The organism is Enterobacter sp. H2G27, assembly GCF_054403075.1.
The window spans coordinates 238,140-255,889 of sequence record NZ_JBSVSI010000001.1 but is presented as its reverse complement, the minus strand read 5'-3'; the positions used below and the strand labels follow the sequence as shown (position 1 = coordinate 255,889).

At 57.5% G+C, this 17,750-nt stretch carries 19 protein-coding genes; 3 read left to right on the top strand and 16 right to left on the bottom strand.

What is annotated here, in order from left to right:
• Positions 1-16: 16 nt before the first annotated feature.
• From dagF to pmbA, 10 genes are all read right to left on the bottom strand, one after another.
• Positions 17-757: a 2-dehydro-3-deoxy-phosphogluconate aldolase gene (dagF, locus tag ACW9E7_RS01235; RefSeq protein ID WP_458727114.1), complete on the bottom strand. Its 741-nt coding sequence runs from the start codon at positions 755-757 to the stop codon at positions 17-19.
• Positions 754-1,872: a DgaE family pyridoxal phosphate-dependent ammonia lyase gene (locus tag ACW9E7_RS01230; protein ID WP_458727113.1), complete on the bottom strand. Its 1,119-nt coding sequence runs from the start codon at positions 1,870-1,872 to the stop codon at positions 754-756. The genes dagF and ACW9E7_RS01230 overlap by 4 nt, the downstream gene beginning before the upstream one ends.
• The gene (locus tag ACW9E7_RS01225) at positions 1,856-2,989 is read right to left on the bottom strand and encodes an amidohydrolase/deacetylase family metallohydrolase (protein WP_458727112.1); all 1,134 of its coding nucleotides are present in this window, start codon (positions 2,987-2,989) and stop codon (positions 1,856-1,858) included. Before ACW9E7_RS01225 ends, ACW9E7_RS01230 begins: the two co-directional genes overlap by 17 nt.
• Positions 2,990-3,031: 42 nt before the next feature.
• Positions 3,032-3,673 (bottom strand): DUF4310 family protein, encoded by a 642-nt coding sequence (locus ACW9E7_RS01220; RefSeq protein WP_458727111.1) that lies wholly within the window; start codon positions 3,671-3,673, stop codon positions 3,032-3,034.
• Positions 3,674-3,686: 13 nt separating this feature from the next.
• Complete coding sequence (locus ACW9E7_RS01215) at positions 3,687-4,463, bottom strand: DUF4311 domain-containing protein (protein WP_024907277.1); 777 nt, start codon at positions 4,461-4,463, stop codon at positions 3,687-3,689.
• 22 nt (positions 4,464-4,485) lie between these two features.
• A complete protein-coding gene (locus ACW9E7_RS01210; RefSeq protein ID WP_006810338.1) occupies positions 4,486-4,785 on the bottom strand; it encodes a DUF4312 family protein in 300 nt (99 codons plus the stop codon).
• Positions 4,786-4,787: 2 nt separating this feature from the next.
• Positions 4,788-5,150 carry an SFCGS family glycine-rich protein gene (locus tag ACW9E7_RS01205; RefSeq protein WP_010427372.1) on the bottom strand — a complete coding sequence of 121 codons (363 nt, stop codon included), beginning with the start codon at positions 5,148-5,150 and terminating at the stop codon, positions 4,788-4,790.
• 10 nt (positions 5,151-5,160) lie between these two features.
• Positions 5,161-5,499 carry a glycine dehydrogenase gene (locus tag ACW9E7_RS01200; protein WP_025911967.1) on the bottom strand — a complete coding sequence of 113 codons (339 nt, stop codon included), beginning with the start codon at positions 5,497-5,499 and terminating at the stop codon, positions 5,161-5,163.
• Between the two features lie 315 nt (positions 5,500-5,814).
• On the bottom strand, positions 5,815-6,201 hold the full coding sequence (gene cybC / locus ACW9E7_RS01195; RefSeq protein ID WP_008501412.1) for a cytochrome b562: 387 nt from the start codon (positions 6,199-6,201) through the stop codon (positions 5,815-5,817).
• Positions 6,202-6,239: 38 nt separating this feature from the next.
• Positions 6,240-7,592 (bottom strand): metalloprotease PmbA, encoded by a 1,353-nt coding sequence (gene pmbA / locus ACW9E7_RS01190; protein WP_008501413.1) that lies wholly within the window; start codon positions 7,590-7,592, stop codon positions 6,240-6,242.
• 95 nt (positions 7,593-7,687) lie between these two features.
• Between pmbA and yjgA the strand changes: the two genes are divergently transcribed.
• The gene (gene yjgA / locus ACW9E7_RS01185) at positions 7,688-8,239 is read left to right on the top strand and encodes a ribosome biogenesis factor YjgA (protein ID WP_008501414.1); all 552 of its coding nucleotides are present in this window, start codon (positions 7,688-7,690) and stop codon (positions 8,237-8,239) included.
• A 77-nt stretch (positions 8,240-8,316) separates the two neighbouring features.
• Here the strand turns inward: yjgA and mpl are convergent, their stop codons facing one another.
• Positions 8,317-9,696, bottom strand: a complete 1,380-nt coding sequence (mpl, locus tag ACW9E7_RS01180) for a UDP-N-acetylmuramate:L-alanyl-gamma-D-glutamyl-meso-diaminopimelate ligase (RefSeq protein WP_458727110.1) — start codon at positions 9,694-9,696, stop codon at positions 8,317-8,319.
• A gap of 197 nt (positions 9,697-9,893) precedes the next feature.
• Here mpl and fbp point away from each other — a divergent pair, with 197 nt between their 5' ends.
• Positions 9,894-10,892, top strand: a complete 999-nt coding sequence (fbp, locus tag ACW9E7_RS01175) for a class 1 fructose-bisphosphatase (RefSeq protein ID WP_023310178.1) — start codon at positions 9,894-9,896, stop codon at positions 10,890-10,892.
• Between the two features lie 150 nt (positions 10,893-11,042).
• Positions 11,043-11,399: a helix-turn-helix domain-containing protein gene (locus ACW9E7_RS01170; RefSeq protein WP_248175271.1), complete on the top strand. Its 357-nt coding sequence runs from the start codon at positions 11,043-11,045 to the stop codon at positions 11,397-11,399.
• Here ACW9E7_RS01170 and ACW9E7_RS01165 read toward each other — a convergent pair.
• From ACW9E7_RS01165 to ytfQ, 5 genes are all read right to left on the bottom strand, one after another.
• Positions 11,371-12,942: a methyl-accepting chemotaxis protein gene (locus ACW9E7_RS01165; RefSeq protein WP_115876607.1), complete on the bottom strand. Its 1,572-nt coding sequence runs from the start codon at positions 12,940-12,942 to the stop codon at positions 11,371-11,373. The genes ACW9E7_RS01170 and ACW9E7_RS01165 overlap by 29 nt on opposite strands.
• Positions 12,943-13,035: 93 nt before the next feature.
• Positions 13,036-14,037 (bottom strand): galactofuranose ABC transporter, permease protein YjfF, encoded by a 1,002-nt coding sequence (yjfF, locus tag ACW9E7_RS01160; protein WP_023293434.1) that lies wholly within the window; start codon positions 14,035-14,037, stop codon positions 13,036-13,038.
• The gene (gene ytfT, locus ACW9E7_RS01155; protein WP_458727109.1) at positions 14,024-15,049 is read right to left on the bottom strand and encodes a galactofuranose ABC transporter, ATP-binding protein YtfT; all 1,026 of its coding nucleotides are present in this window, start codon (positions 15,047-15,049) and stop codon (positions 14,024-14,026) included. Before ytfT ends, yjfF begins: the two co-directional genes overlap by 14 nt.
• A gap of 10 nt (positions 15,050-15,059) precedes the next feature.
• Entirely contained in the window at positions 15,060-16,562 is a 1,503-nt protein-coding gene (gene ytfR, locus ACW9E7_RS01150) for a galactofuranose ABC transporter, ATP-binding protein YtfR (protein ID WP_115876610.1), read from the bottom strand.
• Between the two features lie 57 nt (positions 16,563-16,619).
• Positions 16,620-17,576, bottom strand: coding sequence for a galactofuranose ABC transporter substrate-binding protein YtfQ (ytfQ, locus tag ACW9E7_RS01145; protein ID WP_014882271.1), 957 nt, complete (start codon positions 17,574-17,576; stop codon positions 16,620-16,622).
• Positions 17,577-17,750: the final 174 nt, after the last annotated feature.

Here is a 17,750-nt window from a genome sequence, read left to right as displayed (position 1 = left end):
TGTGTGCGGTTTAGTTTTATTTAACCAGCTTCTTCGTCATCGCCAGCAGCGTACGCACGTCTTCCGGACGCGTATCGCCGCTGGCTTTATCGATAATCGAGCTGTAGATATGCGGGACGATCTTGCTCACGCCCGCGTCGAGGGCGATCTGCAGGATCTCCTCATAGTTTTCCAGATCGATACCTCCGGTCGGCTCCAGCCAGAAGTCGTGGCGGGCGCAGGCTTCCGCTACCGCCTTGTACTCGTCACGGCACTTGAGGCCGCCCATCGGGAAGTATTTGATGGAGCTGCCGCCGAAATCTTTCAGCAGGGCAATCGCGGTTTCAACCGGCACGATACCGTCCGGCGCTTTGCTGCTCAGCGGGCCGGTGGAGATTTTTACCATGCCGACGGTGCCGGTCGGAGAGACCAGACCGTTGACCACGGACTCATTCTGCCCCAGCAGCGCGCGGCTGGTGGCCACGCCGGTGAAAACCTGGTTAACGTGCTGCGGCTGTACCTGACGGGAGATTTCACTCACCATCGCCGACTGGTTCGGGTCGCCCGCGCCCAGCCCAACAGACAGCGCGTTTTCAATCAGCTTCGCGTATTCGCGCATATCAGCAACAGCGCTCGCCACGTCCGGGTAATTTTTGGAGAGCACGCCCACCAGCACGTGGCCTTCCGCCGCCTCATAGATGGCGCTGGCGTTGGTCTTTGAGCCAGCCAGCACGTTCAGACAGACGCGGTCACGGTAAAAGTTGGGGGTCAGTTTCATGCGTTTTTCTCCTGTCCTAATACTTCGCTAATGCGGCGGTACACGATGTTCAGCTGGTCAGCATTCACGCTGCGCACGTCCGCTTCGATTATCCCTTCGTTGGCCTTGTAGCCACGGAAGTAAATGGCGTACTCGCCCTGCTTGAGCTTCGCCACCAGATCGCCCGTGCCGACGCCGGTCGTGACTTCGTCAAACTTAATCTCGGTGCGGGCAATATCGCGTCCGGCGCTGTCCCAGACCACGCGCGCGGTCACACCGTTCAGGGTGTTGAGCGCCTCGATAAACGGCGTCATTTTCGCCACCATCTCGGCGCCGCTCTCTTTAGTGGCCGTCAGGTAGTGTTCGATGGCGCAGGTCAGGCCGAGGATCCCCTCTTTGCCCACCTTCATCGCGCGGCCAATCCCCGCCGTCTGGCGCTTCACCCACTCAACGTACTGGGTCTTGCCGATCACCAGCCCGCTGGTTGGGCCTTCGATCGCCTTCGCACCGCTGTAGATCACCAGGTCCGCGCCGGCGCGGTAGTACACGTGCAGATCTTCTTCCGCCGCGGCATCGACGATGAGCGGCAAGTCGTGTTTACGTGCGACAACCGCCGCCTGCTCGACGCTGAGCATGCTTTTCTGCACGCAGTGGTGAGATTTGATGTACATGATCGCCGCCGTGCGCGGGGTAATCGCCGCCGCCAGCTGATCGGCAGAGCATTCGTTGGCGTAGCCCGCCTCCACCAGCTTGCCGCCGCCCAGCGCCACCATGGTGCCCACCGGCGCGCCAAAGTTTACGTTGTGGCCTTTCGGCAGGACGATTTCGTTGTTCTCAATCGGGGTCACGTGCAGGTTTTCCAGCAGCCAGTCGCTGTCTTTGACCAGCACCGCCGCCACCGACTGGGCTATGCCCGCCGACGCGCAGGAAACCACCGTCGCGCCTTCCACATCCAGCAGCTTCGCGATGTATTCCCCGGTTTTATTGACCAGATCCTTCATCTCGAAATAGTGATTCATGCCGTCCATCGCCGCCTGCACCACTTCCGGGCGCGGCGTGGAGACGCCCAGCGCCGTCATGCGGCCGGAGGTATTGATCACCTGCTTTAAGTTGTACTTCTCATAAATCGAAGGCATGTTCCGTGCTCCCTTGTTCGGTCATGTAGCCCTTGCCCGCGCGGATCGCGGCAAGCGGCACAAGAATGTGTTCAGCCTGCAGGCTGTCGTTTTCGGCATCCGTCAGCACCGTCGGCTGGCGCTTAAGCTTGAACAGCGTCAGGTCGGCGTCGAGACCCGGCTGAATGCGGCCCTTGCGCGCCAGGCGCAGGCCGTCGGCGGCGTTCGCAGTCACGCAGTCAATCACCTGCGGCAGCGACATGCCGATGGCGAGAAACTTCGACATCACGCTTGCCAGCGAGCCCACCGGGCCGTTGATGCGGTTGCGGCAGTAGATGTCCGAGCTGATGGTGTGCGGCAGAATGCCCATCGCGATGGCGCGTTTCGCCACCTCAAAGCTGAAGCTCGCCGTGCCGTGACCGACGTCCAGACGCACGCCGCGCTTCAGGGCGGAGGTGATGGAGGCGCGCAGCTCGCCGGAGGGCGTAAGAATGCGGTTGGGTTTGCCGTTGTAGCAGTGGGTGATGATGTCGCCGGAGCTCAGCAGCTCGGCAATTTCGTCGAGGTTCGGCGGGTTGTTGCCGATGTGCACCATCAGCGGCAGGTCGCCGTTCTCTTTCTGGATGGCTTTCGCGCGCTCCAGCGGCGTGATGCCGTTTTCACCGACCACGCTGCTGCTCATGCGCGCCTTCAGGCCGACGATAAAATCAGGGTGGCGCTTCACCGCCTGCTTCACCGCGTCAGCGTCGATATTCGCCATGTTGGCCAGCTCGTTCTGGGCAATCAGCCCCACGCGGGAGATATTCAGCAGGGCAAATACCTCGGTGGAGGCGCTGCGGGTGATTTTATAGAAATCATCCACGTCGTCGGCACCGGTACTGCCCGCGTCCACTACGGAGGTGACGCCGGTGGCAATACCCACGCTGTCCGGCTCGTCGTGGTAAATCGGGGAGTTCGGGTAACAGTGAACGTGGGAGTCAATCCAGCCTGCGCTGACGAACACGTCGCCGTTCAGCTCAACCGTTTTATGCGCGGGGGCGACAATCTCGCCCAGCGCCGCGATTTTCCCGTCCTGAATGGCGATATCGGTCAGGGTATCGTCGGCAAGGCGTGCACGGCGCAGGAGTAAATCAAACATGAGGATCTCCTGATAAGGCGGGCGCCTGAGCGCCCGCGGGTATTAAAGGGCGACCGGGAACAGCCAGCCCAACAGCATCGCGCCGAGAATGGCGCCACCGGTAATCGGCTTCTGCCAGATGTAGAACACCAGCGCACCCAGCAGGGAACCGACGCCGATAGGAATGGAGGCGGTCATGGCGCTGAGGATAATCAACGGCCCGAGGAAGCGGCCGGAGGCGTTGCCCGCGCCCATCATCACGTCTGCGCCGTAGGTGGAGTTGCTCTGGTTGATAGTGAACTTACGCGCCAGGATGATGACGTAGCCAATCGCCAGGCCAATCGCCAGGCCGGTGATCAGCGAAGCAATGAAGTTGGTCACCGGGAACATGATCCCCGCGCCCAGTAGCAGCGCCGGAACACCAAGGCCCACGCCGGTCTGGATCGCGCCGCCGATGTCGAGAATACCAACCAGCGACCCTTCGATAATACGGGCGAACAGGAAGCTCGCGCCAAACGCCGCCACCGCGCCGTAAACGCCGGTATCAATGCCCGCTTTCAGCATCGCCACGAAGGCCACTTCGTTAAACGCGCCGATGCCGTAGAGGTAGTACATGTGCGTCCCGGCAAACACGCCGGAGGAGAGCAGGCCAACGAAGATCGGGAACGACCAGTCGGCATACCAAAAACCTTTATTCTGTTCCATTTAGAGGCTCCTGTTATTTACCGCTGAGCGAGTTGTGGATCATGTCGAGCCAGTTCGGCACGGTCAGATGGAAGGATTCGATCATCTTCATGTCGAAGCCGCGGAAGAAGCCGCTCAGCACGAAGAGCAGGACGATCGCCGCCATCATCACTTTGGTGACGTGGTTCCAGCCGCTCTCTTCCACGCCTTTCCCGATCAGGATCCCCAGCACCAGGCCCGGTACGGCGTTGCCCATGATCAGCTGCGCCGCGCCGCCAAAAATGGTGGCCCAGAAGCCCGATTTTTTACCCGCGTCGATAGCCGCCAGCCAGAAGATCACCGGCATCACGGTGTTCACCAGCAGGTTTGCCGCCGGCACCAGCACCTTCACGGCGGTGACCTGAAGGGCAGCCGGCACGGAGGAGGCGGTAAGGTTAAGGAAGGTCACGACAATCATGCCGATCAGGCCGCAGGCAATCGCCATTTTGCGCGGGTCGTGCAGCGTTTCGCCGACGTTACGGTTTTTGATCATCAGTGCAGCAGCACCCCAGTTCGGGATGATGCGGTGGTCAACGTCCTGTGTGAAGGCACCTGCGGCCACGGAAGAGGCCCAGGCGTTAAAGAAGAAACCTAACCCAAAGGAGAAGTGGGACGCCGGATCCCCTTCACAGGAGTTCAGTTCCCCCAACGTACGAAACGCGCCCATACCCTGAGTGGTAGGCGCATGAAACATGCGTGCAGCCCCGGCTCCGACACCGACGCCAACCAGGCCGCCAATGATGAGCGATTTTATTAATATAATTAAGAACATCAGTCTGCCCTTTTATGAATAATCAGCGTTGCGTGACGAAATCCACCTGGTCAAGATTGATAGCGGTCACGTTGACGGTCACATCCAGCTCCACGCTGTAGGTGCGTCTTTCCCGGCGCAGAAAGAAGAACAGAAACGCTTCTTTACGCACCGCTTCTTGCGCCTGAACGACCTGCACATCCTGTGGCTCAATACGCAGTAAGATATGCGGTGAGGCTTTCATCACCGCGGCCTGAACGTGGTTGAGCGCGTCGGCAAAGGCGCGCGCTTTGGCGTCGCCCTTCCCCTTCACTCTCACCGTGGTTGTGAACTGTTCTTTCATGCTTATGCGCCGTATTTCTTCTGCCACGCCTGTACCAGACGCTCGCCCAGCTCTTCTTTATCCATAAAGCCGAAGCCCAGCACGTTGCAGCCTTCGTTGATGGCGGTCACGCCCTCTTCCACGGAACGCATGCCGTATTTGGCCTTGTAGCCGTATTTGGTCTGGGCGGTGATGGCACCCGCGCCGCCGCTGCCGCAAAAGGAAATACCGAAGGTGGCGTTTTCCGCTTTCATCATGTCGCCGAGCTTCATGTCCGCCGCCATGCCCGGTACGACAACCGCGCGTCCACCTGCTTTTTCCACACCGGCAGCCACTTTCTGACCTTTACCCAGGCGATCGCCAATCACGACTGTAATCTGTTCCATGTGTTGCTCCTTAAAGGTTGTCTTTCGCGACTTCAAAGTGAACGGAGAGCAGCCAGGCTTCTTCATCAGGAAGGTTGCCAAACTGCGCGACCACTTCACGGGCGAGCCGCATTGAATCCGGTGAAATTTCGTCAAACAGCTCTGCTTCAACCTCCGGCAGCGGCTCGCCGGTCACGGACCGGTGCGCCATGGCGCGCACGTGGGAGGTGAGCATCTGCTCCTGTACCGCATTGGGGATGATGTTGTTCCGGGCCAGCAGGGCATAAACCTGCTGCAGCATGGTGTTCGCGAGCTGTTCTGTTTGCTCCGCCTGTTCCCCAACGTCGTTCATTACCGCTCCGTTAATCACTGGTCTTACCCCGTTAATGGCTCTGGAATAAAACTAACGTTGGGGGGGAATTGTTTGTAGCGAGTTGTTTTCCACTTCGAAGTGGAAAGGCGAGCCGCAGCAGTGATCTGTGCCACATAAATGCGGTGAATCTGAATTAATGACGGTATTCGCGTGATGAATATCACGTATTCCAGCGGCAAAACGCGCGCCGGGGAAACGAAACGTTCAGGCGTGGTGACGCAAAAATGTGATGGCGATAGGGTTTACTTATTACCGCGTAAAAAAAACGGGGGCCGCTGGCCCCCGCTGGTTGTTTGTCAGATGCGCGATCGGTTAACGGTATTTCTTGTGATACGTATTACGGGTCGTCACAAACTGCTCGGCCGCCGCCTGGGCTTCCTTCACTTTGCCTTCGTTAGCGAGCTTCAGCGCGCCGTCGATCTGGCCGACCAGCACGTCAAAGCCGTGGCGGTAGTCTTTCATCTCTGCGCTGTCTGCCGCTTTGCTTTCCAGTTTAGGAGGCGTCGCTTTTTGTGCGTCCAGCGCCGCTTCACGCATTTTGGTCAGCGCGTCTTTCATTTCCGCCGCATTGTCGGTTTTCTGCACCACCTTCAGGTTTTGCCCGAGGATGCCCATGTCGTCTTCAAGATCGGCAGCAAACGCAGAAGAGCCAAGAACCAGCGTTGAAGCCGCGACGATCGCTAACAGATGTTTACGCATTGCTCACTTCCTTTTTTATTATTAACAAAACGCTATCTCTATTGTCCGGCGATTTTCATTTCCGGGAGTAATACAGAACCACACTGTATATTGCTGCGTGTTTCAATATCGTTACCGACCGTAACGATATTGCGCCACATATCCTTCAGATTGCCAGCGATGGTGATTTCGCTCACCGGATACTGGATTTCGCCGTTTTCCACCCAGAAGCCCGCCGCGCCGCGAGAGTAGTCTCCGGTGATGCCGCTTACGCCCTGGCCCATCAGCTCGGTGACCACCAGACCGGTGCCCATCTCTTTCAGCATTTGCTCAAAGTTAAGGCCCTGTCCGGCGATGCGCCAGTTGTGGATGCCGCCAGCGTGCCCGGTGCTTTTCAGCCCCAGCTTGCGCGCGGAGTAGTTGGTCAGAAGCCACTGGGTCAGAATGCCGTCCTTCACTATGTCACGACGCTCCGTGCGCACGCCTTCGCTGTCGAACGGCGTGGAGGCCAGGCCTTTCAGCAGGTGCGGATGCTCTTCGATGGTCAGCCATTCCGGCAGGATCTGCTTGCCCAGCGAGTCGAGCAGGAAGGTCGATTTACGGTAAACGGAGCCGCCCGCGATAGCGCCCACCAGATGGCCAAACAGACCGGTCGCCACTTCGTTGGCAAAGATAACCGGCGCTTTCATGGTGGAGAGTTTACGCGGCGACAGGCGAGACAGCGTGCGTTCGGCGCACTCTTTACCCACCCACTCCGGAGACTGCAAATCCCCCAGCGCGCGGCCAATGGTATAGGCGTAGTCGCGCTCCATGTCACCGTTCTCTTCGGCGATGACGCAGCTGGAGAGCGAGTGACGGGTAGAGCAGTAGCCCTGCAGCATACCGTGACTGTTGCCGAAGACTTTGATGCCGTAGTGGCTGTTAAAGCTGCCGCCTTCGGTATTGGTGATGCGCTTGTCGGCCTGCAGGGAAGCCTGCTCGGCGCGCGCGGCAAGCTCGATCGCTTCGTCCGGGGTCACTTCCGCCGGGTGGAACAGATCGAGATCCGGCGCGTCAAACGCCAGCAGATCTTTATCCGCCACGCCTGCGTAAGGATCCGGAGAGGTATAACGGGCAATATCCAGCGCCGCCTGCACCGTACGGGCAATGGCATCCGGGCTGAGATCGGTGGATGACGCGCTGCCTTTGCGATTCTGGTGATACACCGTGATCCCAAGCGCGCCATCGCTGTTGAATTCTACATTCTCCACTTCACCATAGCGGGTACTCACGCTGATGCCGGTGGTTTTGCTGACCGCCACTTCGGCGCCATCTGATTTTTCTGAAGCAAGCATCAGCGCGGTGGAGACGGCTTCTTCAAGAATCTTACGCTGCGCTTCAACTTGTGAGGTTACTTTCATCGCAAATGCCATACTGTAAGAGAGAGTTATCTGAAGTCTAACAGAGAACCGTTTTTCAGTGCGCGTCTTAACTGGTAACATTAGCCTCTTTTTTTAAGGAGCCTGACATGACTAAGCAGCCCGAAGACTGGCTCGACGACGTTCCCGGTGATGACATCGAAGACGAAGATGATGAGATCATCTGGGTCAGTAAAAGTGAAATTAAACGTGACGCCGAAGAGTTAAAACAGCTTGGCGCGGAAATGGTAGAGCTGGGCAAAAACGCGCTGGACAAGATCCCGCTCGACCAGGATCTGCGCGATGCCATTGAACTGGCACAGAAAATCAAAAAAGAAGGTCGTCGTCGCCAGCTTCAGCTTATCGGGAAAATGCTGCGTCAGCGCGACGTCGATCCGATCCGCCAGGCGCTGGACAAGCTGAAAAACCGCCACAACCAGCAGGTTGCGCTGTTTCATAAGCTGGAGCAGATCCGCGATCGTCTGATTGAACAGGGTGATGATGCCGTGCCGGAAGTGCTGAACCTGTGGCCGGATGCCGACCGCCAGCAGCTGCGTTCCTTGATCCGCAACGCGAAGAAAGAGAAAGAAGGGAATAAGCCGCCGAAGTCCGCGCGCCTGATTTTCCAGTATCTGCGCGAGCTGTCTGAGAACGAAGAGTAATTCGTTCCCCTCACCCCGGAGGGGCGAGGGAGAAAAGAACGTAGGCCCGGTAAGCGTGAGCGCCACCGGGCTTTTTTTTACGCCTCGGCGGCCGCTTCCGCTTTCTTCGCCAGACCGTCCAGCAGCTTCTGATGGATCCCACCAAAACCGCCGTTGCTCATCACCAGAATATGGTCGCCGGGCTGAGCGGCTTTCACCACCATATCCGCGAGCGCATCCACGTCCGCGCTCCAGTGCGCAGGCTGGATGCAGGCATCGGCCACTTCCGCCACCTGCCACGGAATATGCTGCGGCTGCAGCAGGAAGACCTCATCGGCGCGTCCTAATGACGGCGCGAGATCGTCTTTGCAGATGCCCATCTTCATGGTGTTCGAGCGCGGTTCCAGCACCGCCAGAATGCGCGCGGTACCGCCAACTTTGCCACGCAGGGCGGCAAGCGTCGCCAGAATGGCCGTTGGGTGGTGCGCGAAATCGTCATACACGGTGACGCCGTGGGCTTCACCGCGCAGCTCCAGACGGCGGCGGGCATTGATAAACGAGCCCAGCGCATTCGCCGCATCCGCAGGCTGAACGCCCACATGGCGTGCGGCAGCGATTGCCATCAGGCCGTTGTGCATGTTGTGTTCGCCCACCAGGCCCCACTTCACCTCACCCACTTTTTCACCGTCGAGCAGCACTTCCCACTCGGAGGCATCGGCGTTGAGTTTCTTCGCCTGCCAGTGGCCCTGCTCGCCCACCAGCTCCTGCTCGCTCCAGCAGCCCATCGCCAGAGTCTGCTTCAGGTTGATATCGTTCTCCGGCAGGATGATGCGCCCCTGACCTGGAACAATGCGCACCAGATGGTGGAACTGTTTCTGAATCGCTTTCAGATCGTCAAAAATATCCGCATGGTCGAACTCAAGGTTGTTGAGGATCAGGGTGCGCGGGCAGTAATGCACGAACTTGGAGCGCTTGTCGAAGAACGCGCAGTCGTATTCGTCGGCTTCGATCACGAAGAACGGGCTGTCACCCAGACGCGCAGAAACGTCGAAATTACCCGGTACGCCGCCGATCACGAAGCCCGGCTTGTAGCCGCAGGCTTCGAGGATCCAGGTTGCCATGCCCGCGGTCGTGGTTTTGCCATGAGTACCGGCAACGGCAACCACCCAGCGGTCGCGCAGGACGAAGTCATGCAGCCACTGCGGGCCGGACATGAACGGAATATTGCGTTCCAGTACCGCCTCGACGCACGGATTGCCGCGGGTCATCGCGTTACCAACGATCACCAGATCCGGCTCGGGATCCAGCTGGCTGGCATCGTAGCCCTGAATTAAAGAGATGCCCTGTTTTTCCAGAAGTGTGCTCATTGGCGGATACACATTGGCGTCCGAACCTGTCACTTCATGGCCCAGCGAGCGCGCCAGCATTGCCAGTCCGCCCATGAAAGTGCCACAAATCCCCAATATATGAATGCGCATACGTCACTATCCTTCTTCAATGTGGCGCACATTTTACTCACATGTTAGCGGCTGTGAAACGCATTTCAGGTAAATCCGTATGTTGCTGGCGCGATTCACCTCTGCGCTACTATTTGAATATTTGTTAAGATTGTTGGGCTTTAGTCGTTTTAGTGAACATACAATCGCTCTACTCACAAAGATGCAGGGAAAGTGTTATGAAAACGTTAGGTGAATTTATTGTCGAAAAGCAGCACGAGTTCTCTCATGCTACCGGTGAACTCACTGCTTTGCTGTCGGCAATAAAGCTGGGCGCTAAGATCATCCACCGTGATATCAACAAGGCCGGTCTGGTCGATATCCTGGGTGCCAGCGGTGCCGAGAACGTTCAGGGCGAGGTTCAACAGAAACTCGATCTGTTCGCAAATGAAAAACTGAAAGCTGCACTGCGCGCGCGCGACATCGTTGCGGGTATCGCCTCCGAAGAAGAAGATGAAATTGTTGTTTTCGAAGGGTGTGAACACGCGAAATACGTTGTTCTGATGGATCCGCTCGACGGCTCCTCCAACATTGATGTTAACGTTTCTGTCGGTACCATTTTCTCCATCTACCGCCGCGTCACGCCTGTTGGCACGCCGGTGACCGAAGAAGATTTCCTGCAGCCTGGCATTAATCAGGTTGCTGCCGGTTACGTCGTTTATGGCTCGTCCACCATGCTGGTGTATACCACCGGATGCGGGGTTCACGCCTTTACGTACGATCCTTCACTGGGCGTTTTCTGTCTGAGCCAGGAACGCATGCGCTTCCCGGAAAAGGGCAACACCTACTCCATCAACGAAGGCAACTACATCCGATTCCCGAACGGCGTGAAGAAGTACATTAAATTCTGCCAGGAAGAAGATAAAGCGACCCAGCGCCCTTACACGTCCCGCTATATCGGCTCTCTGGTCGCTGATTTCCACCGTAACCTGCTGAAAGGCGGTATCTACCTCTACCCAAGCACCGCCAGCCATCCGGACGGGAAACTGCGTCTGCTGTACGAGTGCAACCCGATGGCATTCCTCGCCGAACAGGCGGGCGGCAAGGCGAGCGACGGTAAAGAGCGTATTCTGGATATCGTGCCGGAAAGCCTTCACCAGCGCCGTTCATTCTTCGTCGGCAACAACCACATGGTTGAAGACGTTGAACGTTTTATCCGTGAGTACCCGGACGCGTAATACCTCTCTACAGGGGAGCCGTTCTGGCTCCCCTGGTCATTTATATATTTTACCGTATAAGTGTTTATAAAAAACATGCTTTAATATTCACCACTGCTCCTGCATTATTTCCATAACAGTTTGATAGATATTTCGTGGAGCAGAATCGCAATGAAAAATTATTCCCGTGCTAATACCGGCATTGATTTAAATCTTATCCCTGTATTTATTGAAGTCGTCCGCTGCGGCAGCATGGCAAAAGCCTCTTTGCGTCTGGAGATGTCACGCCCCGCGGTGAGCCTGGCCTTAAAGCGTTTTAATCAACTCTTTGATGAACCATTATTTTTCCGAAAAGGTTTATATCTTGAACCGACGGAAAAAGCGTTAGCCTTAACCAGCTCGCTGGAAATATTAATGGGTGAAATTCACGATAATATTGCGGCAGTTAATTCCGGGAAAAATAAAACCCCGGCACAGAACGTACCGGGGTTGAGTAATATTATGCAGCGGTCTGAGTCGTCACTTTGAATGATGACATCGCTTCCATAAGCTGACGCGACTGCTCCTCAAGGGAGCGGGTCGCAGCGGAGGATTGCTGCACCAGCGCCGCATTCTGCTGCGCGGTTTCGTCCATCTGATTCACCGCAATATTCACCTGCTCAATGCCGCGGCTCTGCTCCTGGGACGCGGTCGCAATCTCACGCATCAGTTTGGTCATGCGCAGCACTTCTGTTGCGATCTCATCCATCGTTTCGCCAGCCTGCTGAGCCAGTTCGCTGCCCTCGTTAACGTGGGTCTGCGAATCACTGATAAGCGATCGGATCTCTTTCGCCGCGTCGGCGCTGCGGCTGGCAAGGTTTCGCACCTCGCCCGCGACGACGGCAAAACCACGCCCTTGCTCGCCCGCACGCGCCGCTTCCACGGAGGCGTTAAGCGCCAGAATATTGGTCTGGAAGGCAATACCGTCGATCACGCTCAGGATGTCGGCGATGCGCGCCGAGCTGCCGGAGATATCGCGCATTTTTTCAATCACGTAGCAGACCATTTCGCTGCCGTGATCGGCCGTATCGGACACCGACTTCGCCAGCTGGTGCGCCTGCTCGGCGTTATCCGCGTTGAGTTTCACCGTCGCGGTGATTTGTTCCATGCTGGCCGCCGTCTGCTCCAGCGACGTGGCGGTGGATTCCGTACGCTCGGCAAGATCGCGGTTTCCCAGGGTCAGTTCGCGGCTGCCGGTGTCAATTTGCGAGCTGGCATCGCGTACCCGCATTACCGAGTTCATCAGCGACTGTCGCATCTCCTCTATCACCGCGTTGAGGCGGTTAAACTCCTGACTCGCGGGCGCGGCAAGCGTATGGGTTAAATCCCCCGCCGCCACGTTCTCCAGCTGAGCAATGGAGGCCGAGAGCGGCTGGAGCAGCATATGGCGCAGCACCAGCCACGCGAGCACGATAATGCCCGCCGTCAGCAGCGCTGCGACGATAATCAGGATCAGCACGCGGGTTTTACTCGACTGTACGGCACTCACTTCCGCCTGACCACGCGCTTCGCTCCATTTCTGAAACGCCTGCATATCGTTATCAAACTGTTTCGCCACCGGGATCAGCGTCTTCTCCAGCAGATCGTAATACCCGTCCGCGCTCTGGTCGTTCAGGGTTTTCAACATCGGGTTGATCCCCTGCTGGTTATACGTCGCCAGGCTGGCTGACACTTTGTCGAGCAGCTGTTGTCCCTGCTCGTCAGCCACGCCGCCGTCAATCACGCCTTTCAGCGTTTTCTGGGCCAGGGCAACTTCCTGATTGATGTTTTTTACCGCTTTGGCCGCATCGTCCAGCATGCCGATTTCCATCATGCGGACGGCCTGACCCGCTTCATTGCGGGCGCGCAGGATCAGCGTATAGCCTGAATTTAGCTGCACCATCTGCTCACCCTGAAGGTGATTAATGCGCTGCAGCGAAGAAGAACTCTGTGTGAGGGCATAAATGCCAATGCCGCTGACAATCAGCAGCAGAAGGGTCATAACGGCCAGTAAAGAGAGCAAGCCGGTACGAATCGATAGCGTTTTAAGCATGATATTATTTCCGGTAGCGAGATATTTCTGGGCATAAAAAAAGAGTATCGGCCGCTACCGGAAAATGTTTAGACTTTAAGCAAATTCAGCGTGTTATCGCTCTGTTACCGATGTGTTTACGCGGGTAACAGGTGAGCTTTGACGGTTCTCCCAGAGCACAGTCAGGCCGCGCTGCAGGGCAATAAAAATAAACAGCAGAATGCCGATGGCGATCTTCGTCCACCAGGAGCTGAGCGTGCCGTCAAAGTTGATATAGGTTTGTATCAGCCCCTGTATAGCCACGCCGAACAGCGTCCCCAGCACCGTACCCACGCCGCCGCTAAGCAGCGTACCGCCGATGACCACAGAAGCAATCGCATCCAGCTCAACGCCAACGCCTGCAAGGGCATAGCCCGCCTGGGTGTACACCGAGAAGACGATACCCGCCAGCGTCGCCAGGCCTGTCGAGAGCATATAGATGCGGATGGTGGTGCTGCGGGTGGAGATCCCCATCAGGTTTGCCGACGTGGCGTTACCGCCGATGGCGTAAACCTGATTGCCAAACCGGGTACGGTGGGCGAGGAAGATGCCGATCACCACCACGCCCAGCATCAGCAGCCCCATCGCGCTCAGACGACCGCCGCCGGGAATTTTCCACGCCAGGCTGGAGAGCGTGTCGTACACCGGATGGTTAATCGGGATCGACTCTTCCGACACCAGATAACTTACCCCACGGAGGAAGAACATCCCCGCGAGGGTAATGATAAACGCCGGGATTTTCAGCGCGTCGATCAGCAGCCCCATAAAGGCACCAAACGCGCAGCCCATCGCCAGCACCAGCGGAAACGCCACCAGGGGAGAGATCCCCCAGAAGCCGATCGCCTTCGCGAGGAACACGCCCGTAAACGCGATCACCGAGCCGACGGAGAGATCGATCCCGCCGGAGAGGATCACAAAGGTCATTCCGACGGCGATGATGCCTAAAAAGGCGTTATCGGTCAGGATATTGCAGATCACGCGCGTCGAGGCAAAGCCGGGGAATTGGGTGAGGCAGTAGAGATACCCCAGCACAAATACGCCCAGCGTGATCATCAACGGTAAATTACGTTTTATCATGGCCACGGATCCCCTTAATGATGCTGACAAAGCGCGGCGACTGGACGATCAGCACGCAGAGTACGACCACCGCTTTCACAACCTGGTTGAGTTCCGGCTGAAAACCGGAGAGCAGGATCCCGGTGTTCATGCCCTGAATGATCAGCGCGCCGATCACCGAGAGCAGCAGGTTAAAGCGCCCGCCCATCAGCGACCCGCCGCCGATGACCACAGCCAGGATTGCGTCCAGCTCCAGCCAAAGCCCGGCGTTGTTGGCATCGGCTCCGCGGATATCCGCCGCGACGATCACCCCTGCGATGGCGGCGCAGATACCGCTCAGCACGTAGGTCAGCATCACCATCAGCCGCGTGTTGACCCCGGCGTTGCGCGCGGCGCGAATGTTGATCCCAACCGCTTCAATGAACATGCCGAGCGCCGTTTTACGGGTGAAGAGCCAAAAGACAACGAGCGTGGCCAGGGCAATAATCACCGGCGTCGGGAAGAACAGAAGGTTGCCGCTACCAAGCCACGCCAGGCTCGGGGAGTTAAAGGTGACAATCTGGCCGGAGGTAATCAGCTGCGCCACCCCACGCCCGGCCACCATTAAGATAAGCGTGGCGACAAAGGGCTGAATTTTCAGCACCGCCACCAGAATACCGTTCCATAATCCGGCCAGCACGCCGGTGCCTAACGCCGCCAGCAGTACCACCGGCAGGCTGTGTCCGGCCACGGTCATGGAGGCTGCAGTGGCCCCGGCGATAGCCATCACCGCGCCGACGGAGAGATCAATCCCGCCGGTGGCAATGACCAGCGTCATCCCGATGGCCAGCAGCGCCACGGGCGCAGCACGGTTCAGGATGTCTATCGGGCTGCCAAACAGGCGACCATCCTGCACGATAATCTGGAAGAAATGCGGTGCGACAAGGCTGTCAACCATCAGTACCACCAGCAGCGCCGCGATTTGCGGCGTGCCGGTTGGCCAGCTGAAGCGGCGCTTTGACTCACCGGTTTGCGTAAGCGAACGGGACATCACGATTCACTCCTTATGCCGCAATGGCATTCATGATCGCCGGAACGGACAGCTTATCCAGCGGGATCTCTGCCACCTGCTTGCGATCGCGCATGATAATGACGCGATCGGCATAACCTACCAGCTCCTCCAGCTCGGACGAAATGACGAGCAGGGCCAGACCGTCTGCACACAGGGTTTCGATAAGTCGGATAATTTCGGCGTGCGCCCCCACGTCAATGCCGCGGGTCGGTTCGTCGAGGATCAGGAACTGCGGTTTGGTCAGCAGCCAGCGCGACAGCAGCACCTTCTGCTGGTTGCCGCCGGAGAGGAACTCGATCGGCTGTTCCGCGTTCGGGGTGCGGATGCCGAGCTGGCGGATAAAGCGCTCGGCTATGGCGTTTTGCTCTTTACGGGGGATCGGGCGCAGCCAGCCGCGCTGGGCCTGCAGCGCCAGAATGATATTCTCCCGCACCGAGGCCGCGGCAATGATACCGTCCGTTTTCCGATCTTCCGGGCAGAATCCAACGCCCAGACAGGAGGCCTGATGCGGCGATCGCAGGGTTTGCGGTTTGCCCTTGATCAGCGCGCTGCCGCTGTCCGCGGGCTTGATCCCGAAGATCACCTCGGCGGTTTCGGTTCGGCCCGAGCCTAGCAGGCCCGCCAGCCCGACAATTTCGCCCGGCCGCACCTCAAGGTTAAACGGCGATATCACTCCTTTTTTGCCGTAATCGCTGAACGCGGCGACCGGTTTCTCGCTCAGCAGCGTGCGCCCTGCGCGCTGGAGGGCGTTGGTTTCCAGCTCACGACCCAGCATCATTTTCACCAGCTCGATCTGCGGCAGCTCGCGGGTTTCGCGGCAGCCAACAAAGCTGCCGTTGCGCAGCACCGTAATGCGATCGCTCACCTCATATACCTGATCGAGGAAGTGGGTAACGAAGATCAGGCTTACGCCCTGATCGCGCAGCTGGCGCATCAGGGTAAAGAGCATCTCCACTTCCTGGGTATCGAGGCTGGCGGTGGGTTCGTCCAGGATGAGTACCTTCGCGGAGAGATCGATCGCGCGACAAATGGCAACGATCTGCTGCATCGCCACGGAAAAGCGGTTCAGCGGCTCGCGGACGTCGAGGGAGAAGCCGTAGGATTCCATCAGCTTTGTCGCCCGCGCCTCCATCTCTTTGCGGCGCAGCAGGCCAAAGCGTCGCGGCTCACGGCCAATAAACAGATTATCCGCCACCGACATATTAGGCAGCAGGTTCACTTCCTGATAGACCGTCCCGATCCCCAGCTGTTGGGCATGGGCGGTATTTTTTGGCGAAATGGCGTTGCCTTCCAGCCAGATGGTGCCGCGGTCGGCGTGATAAACGCCGGTCAGGGATTTAATCAGCGTCGATTTTCCCGCGCCGTTCTCGCCCAGCAGCGCCATGATCTCCCCACGCCGCAGGCTAAAATCAACGTTATCCAGCGCTTTTACGCCGGGGAAGAATTTACTCAAGCCCTCTGTGCGGAGGATTTCCTGGTGTTGTTCAGTGGTCATGGTTTCCCCCTGCATCAAGCCGGATGGCGCAGCGCCACCCGGCATGTTCAGACAGGCTTAGTAGCCCATATTTTTCTTCTTCTCTAACTCTTCTTTCGCCGTGTCAGGCAGGTAGAGCGTGGATTTGGTAACCGTCACTTTCTCCGGCATCGTGCCGTCTTTCTTGAATTTCTCCAGCGCGTCGAATGCCGGGCCCGCCATGTTTGGCGTCAGCTCCACGCTGGCGTTGGCTTCGCCGTCAATCATCGCTTTGTAGATATCCGGCACGCCGTCGATAGAGCCGGTGAGGATATCTTTGCCCGGCTTCAGGCCCGCTTCTTTAATTGCCTGAATCGCGCCGATTACCATGTCATCGTTGTGGGCGTAAACCATGCAGATATTCTTGCCGTTGTTTTCAGCCTTAATGAAGCTCTCCATGACCTCTTTACCTTTACTACGGGTAAAGTCGCCGGACTGAGAGCGGATGATCTTGATGTTTGGCGCTTTCGCGATGGCTTCAGCAAAGCCTTTTTTACGGTCGATGGCCACGCTCGCGCCGACGGTGCCCTGCAGCTCAACGACGTTACACGGCTTGCCGTCGACCTGTTTCACCAGCCAGTCGCCAATCAACTGCCCTTCAAGCACGTTGTTAGCGGTGACGGTTGTCATATAAAGGGATTTGTCTTTGACGTCGATGGAACGGTCGAGCAGGAAGACCGGGATCTCAGCGTCTTTCGCTTCCTTCAGGACGGGTTCCCAGCCGGTTGCCACGACGGGTGCAATAAAGATGGCATCCACGCCCTGGGCGATAAAGGAGCGCACGGCTTTGATCTGATTCTCTTGTTTTTGCTGACCATCGGCGATTTTCAGGGTAATACCGCGTTTCTGAGCTTCGCTTTTCGCCACGTTGGTTTCTGCCGCTCGCCAGCCAGATTCAGAGCCGACCTGCGAAAAACCTACGGTTAAGGGAGCGGCCATCGCCATAGACGACATGGCTGCCGAAACTGCTGTGACCAGGAGTAAGCGCTTCCACATATGAACGTCCTCGTAGGGTGAGTTATTGTTGGTTAAAAGATGTTCTGCGGAATGACTATAGCCCATGAAATATGTAACGAATTGCGTTACATCACACTTCAGAAAAGTGAATAAAACGTTAATCACAAGTTTGTAATCGCTTTCATTTCTCCATGAAAAATGCGGCTGAGTTTA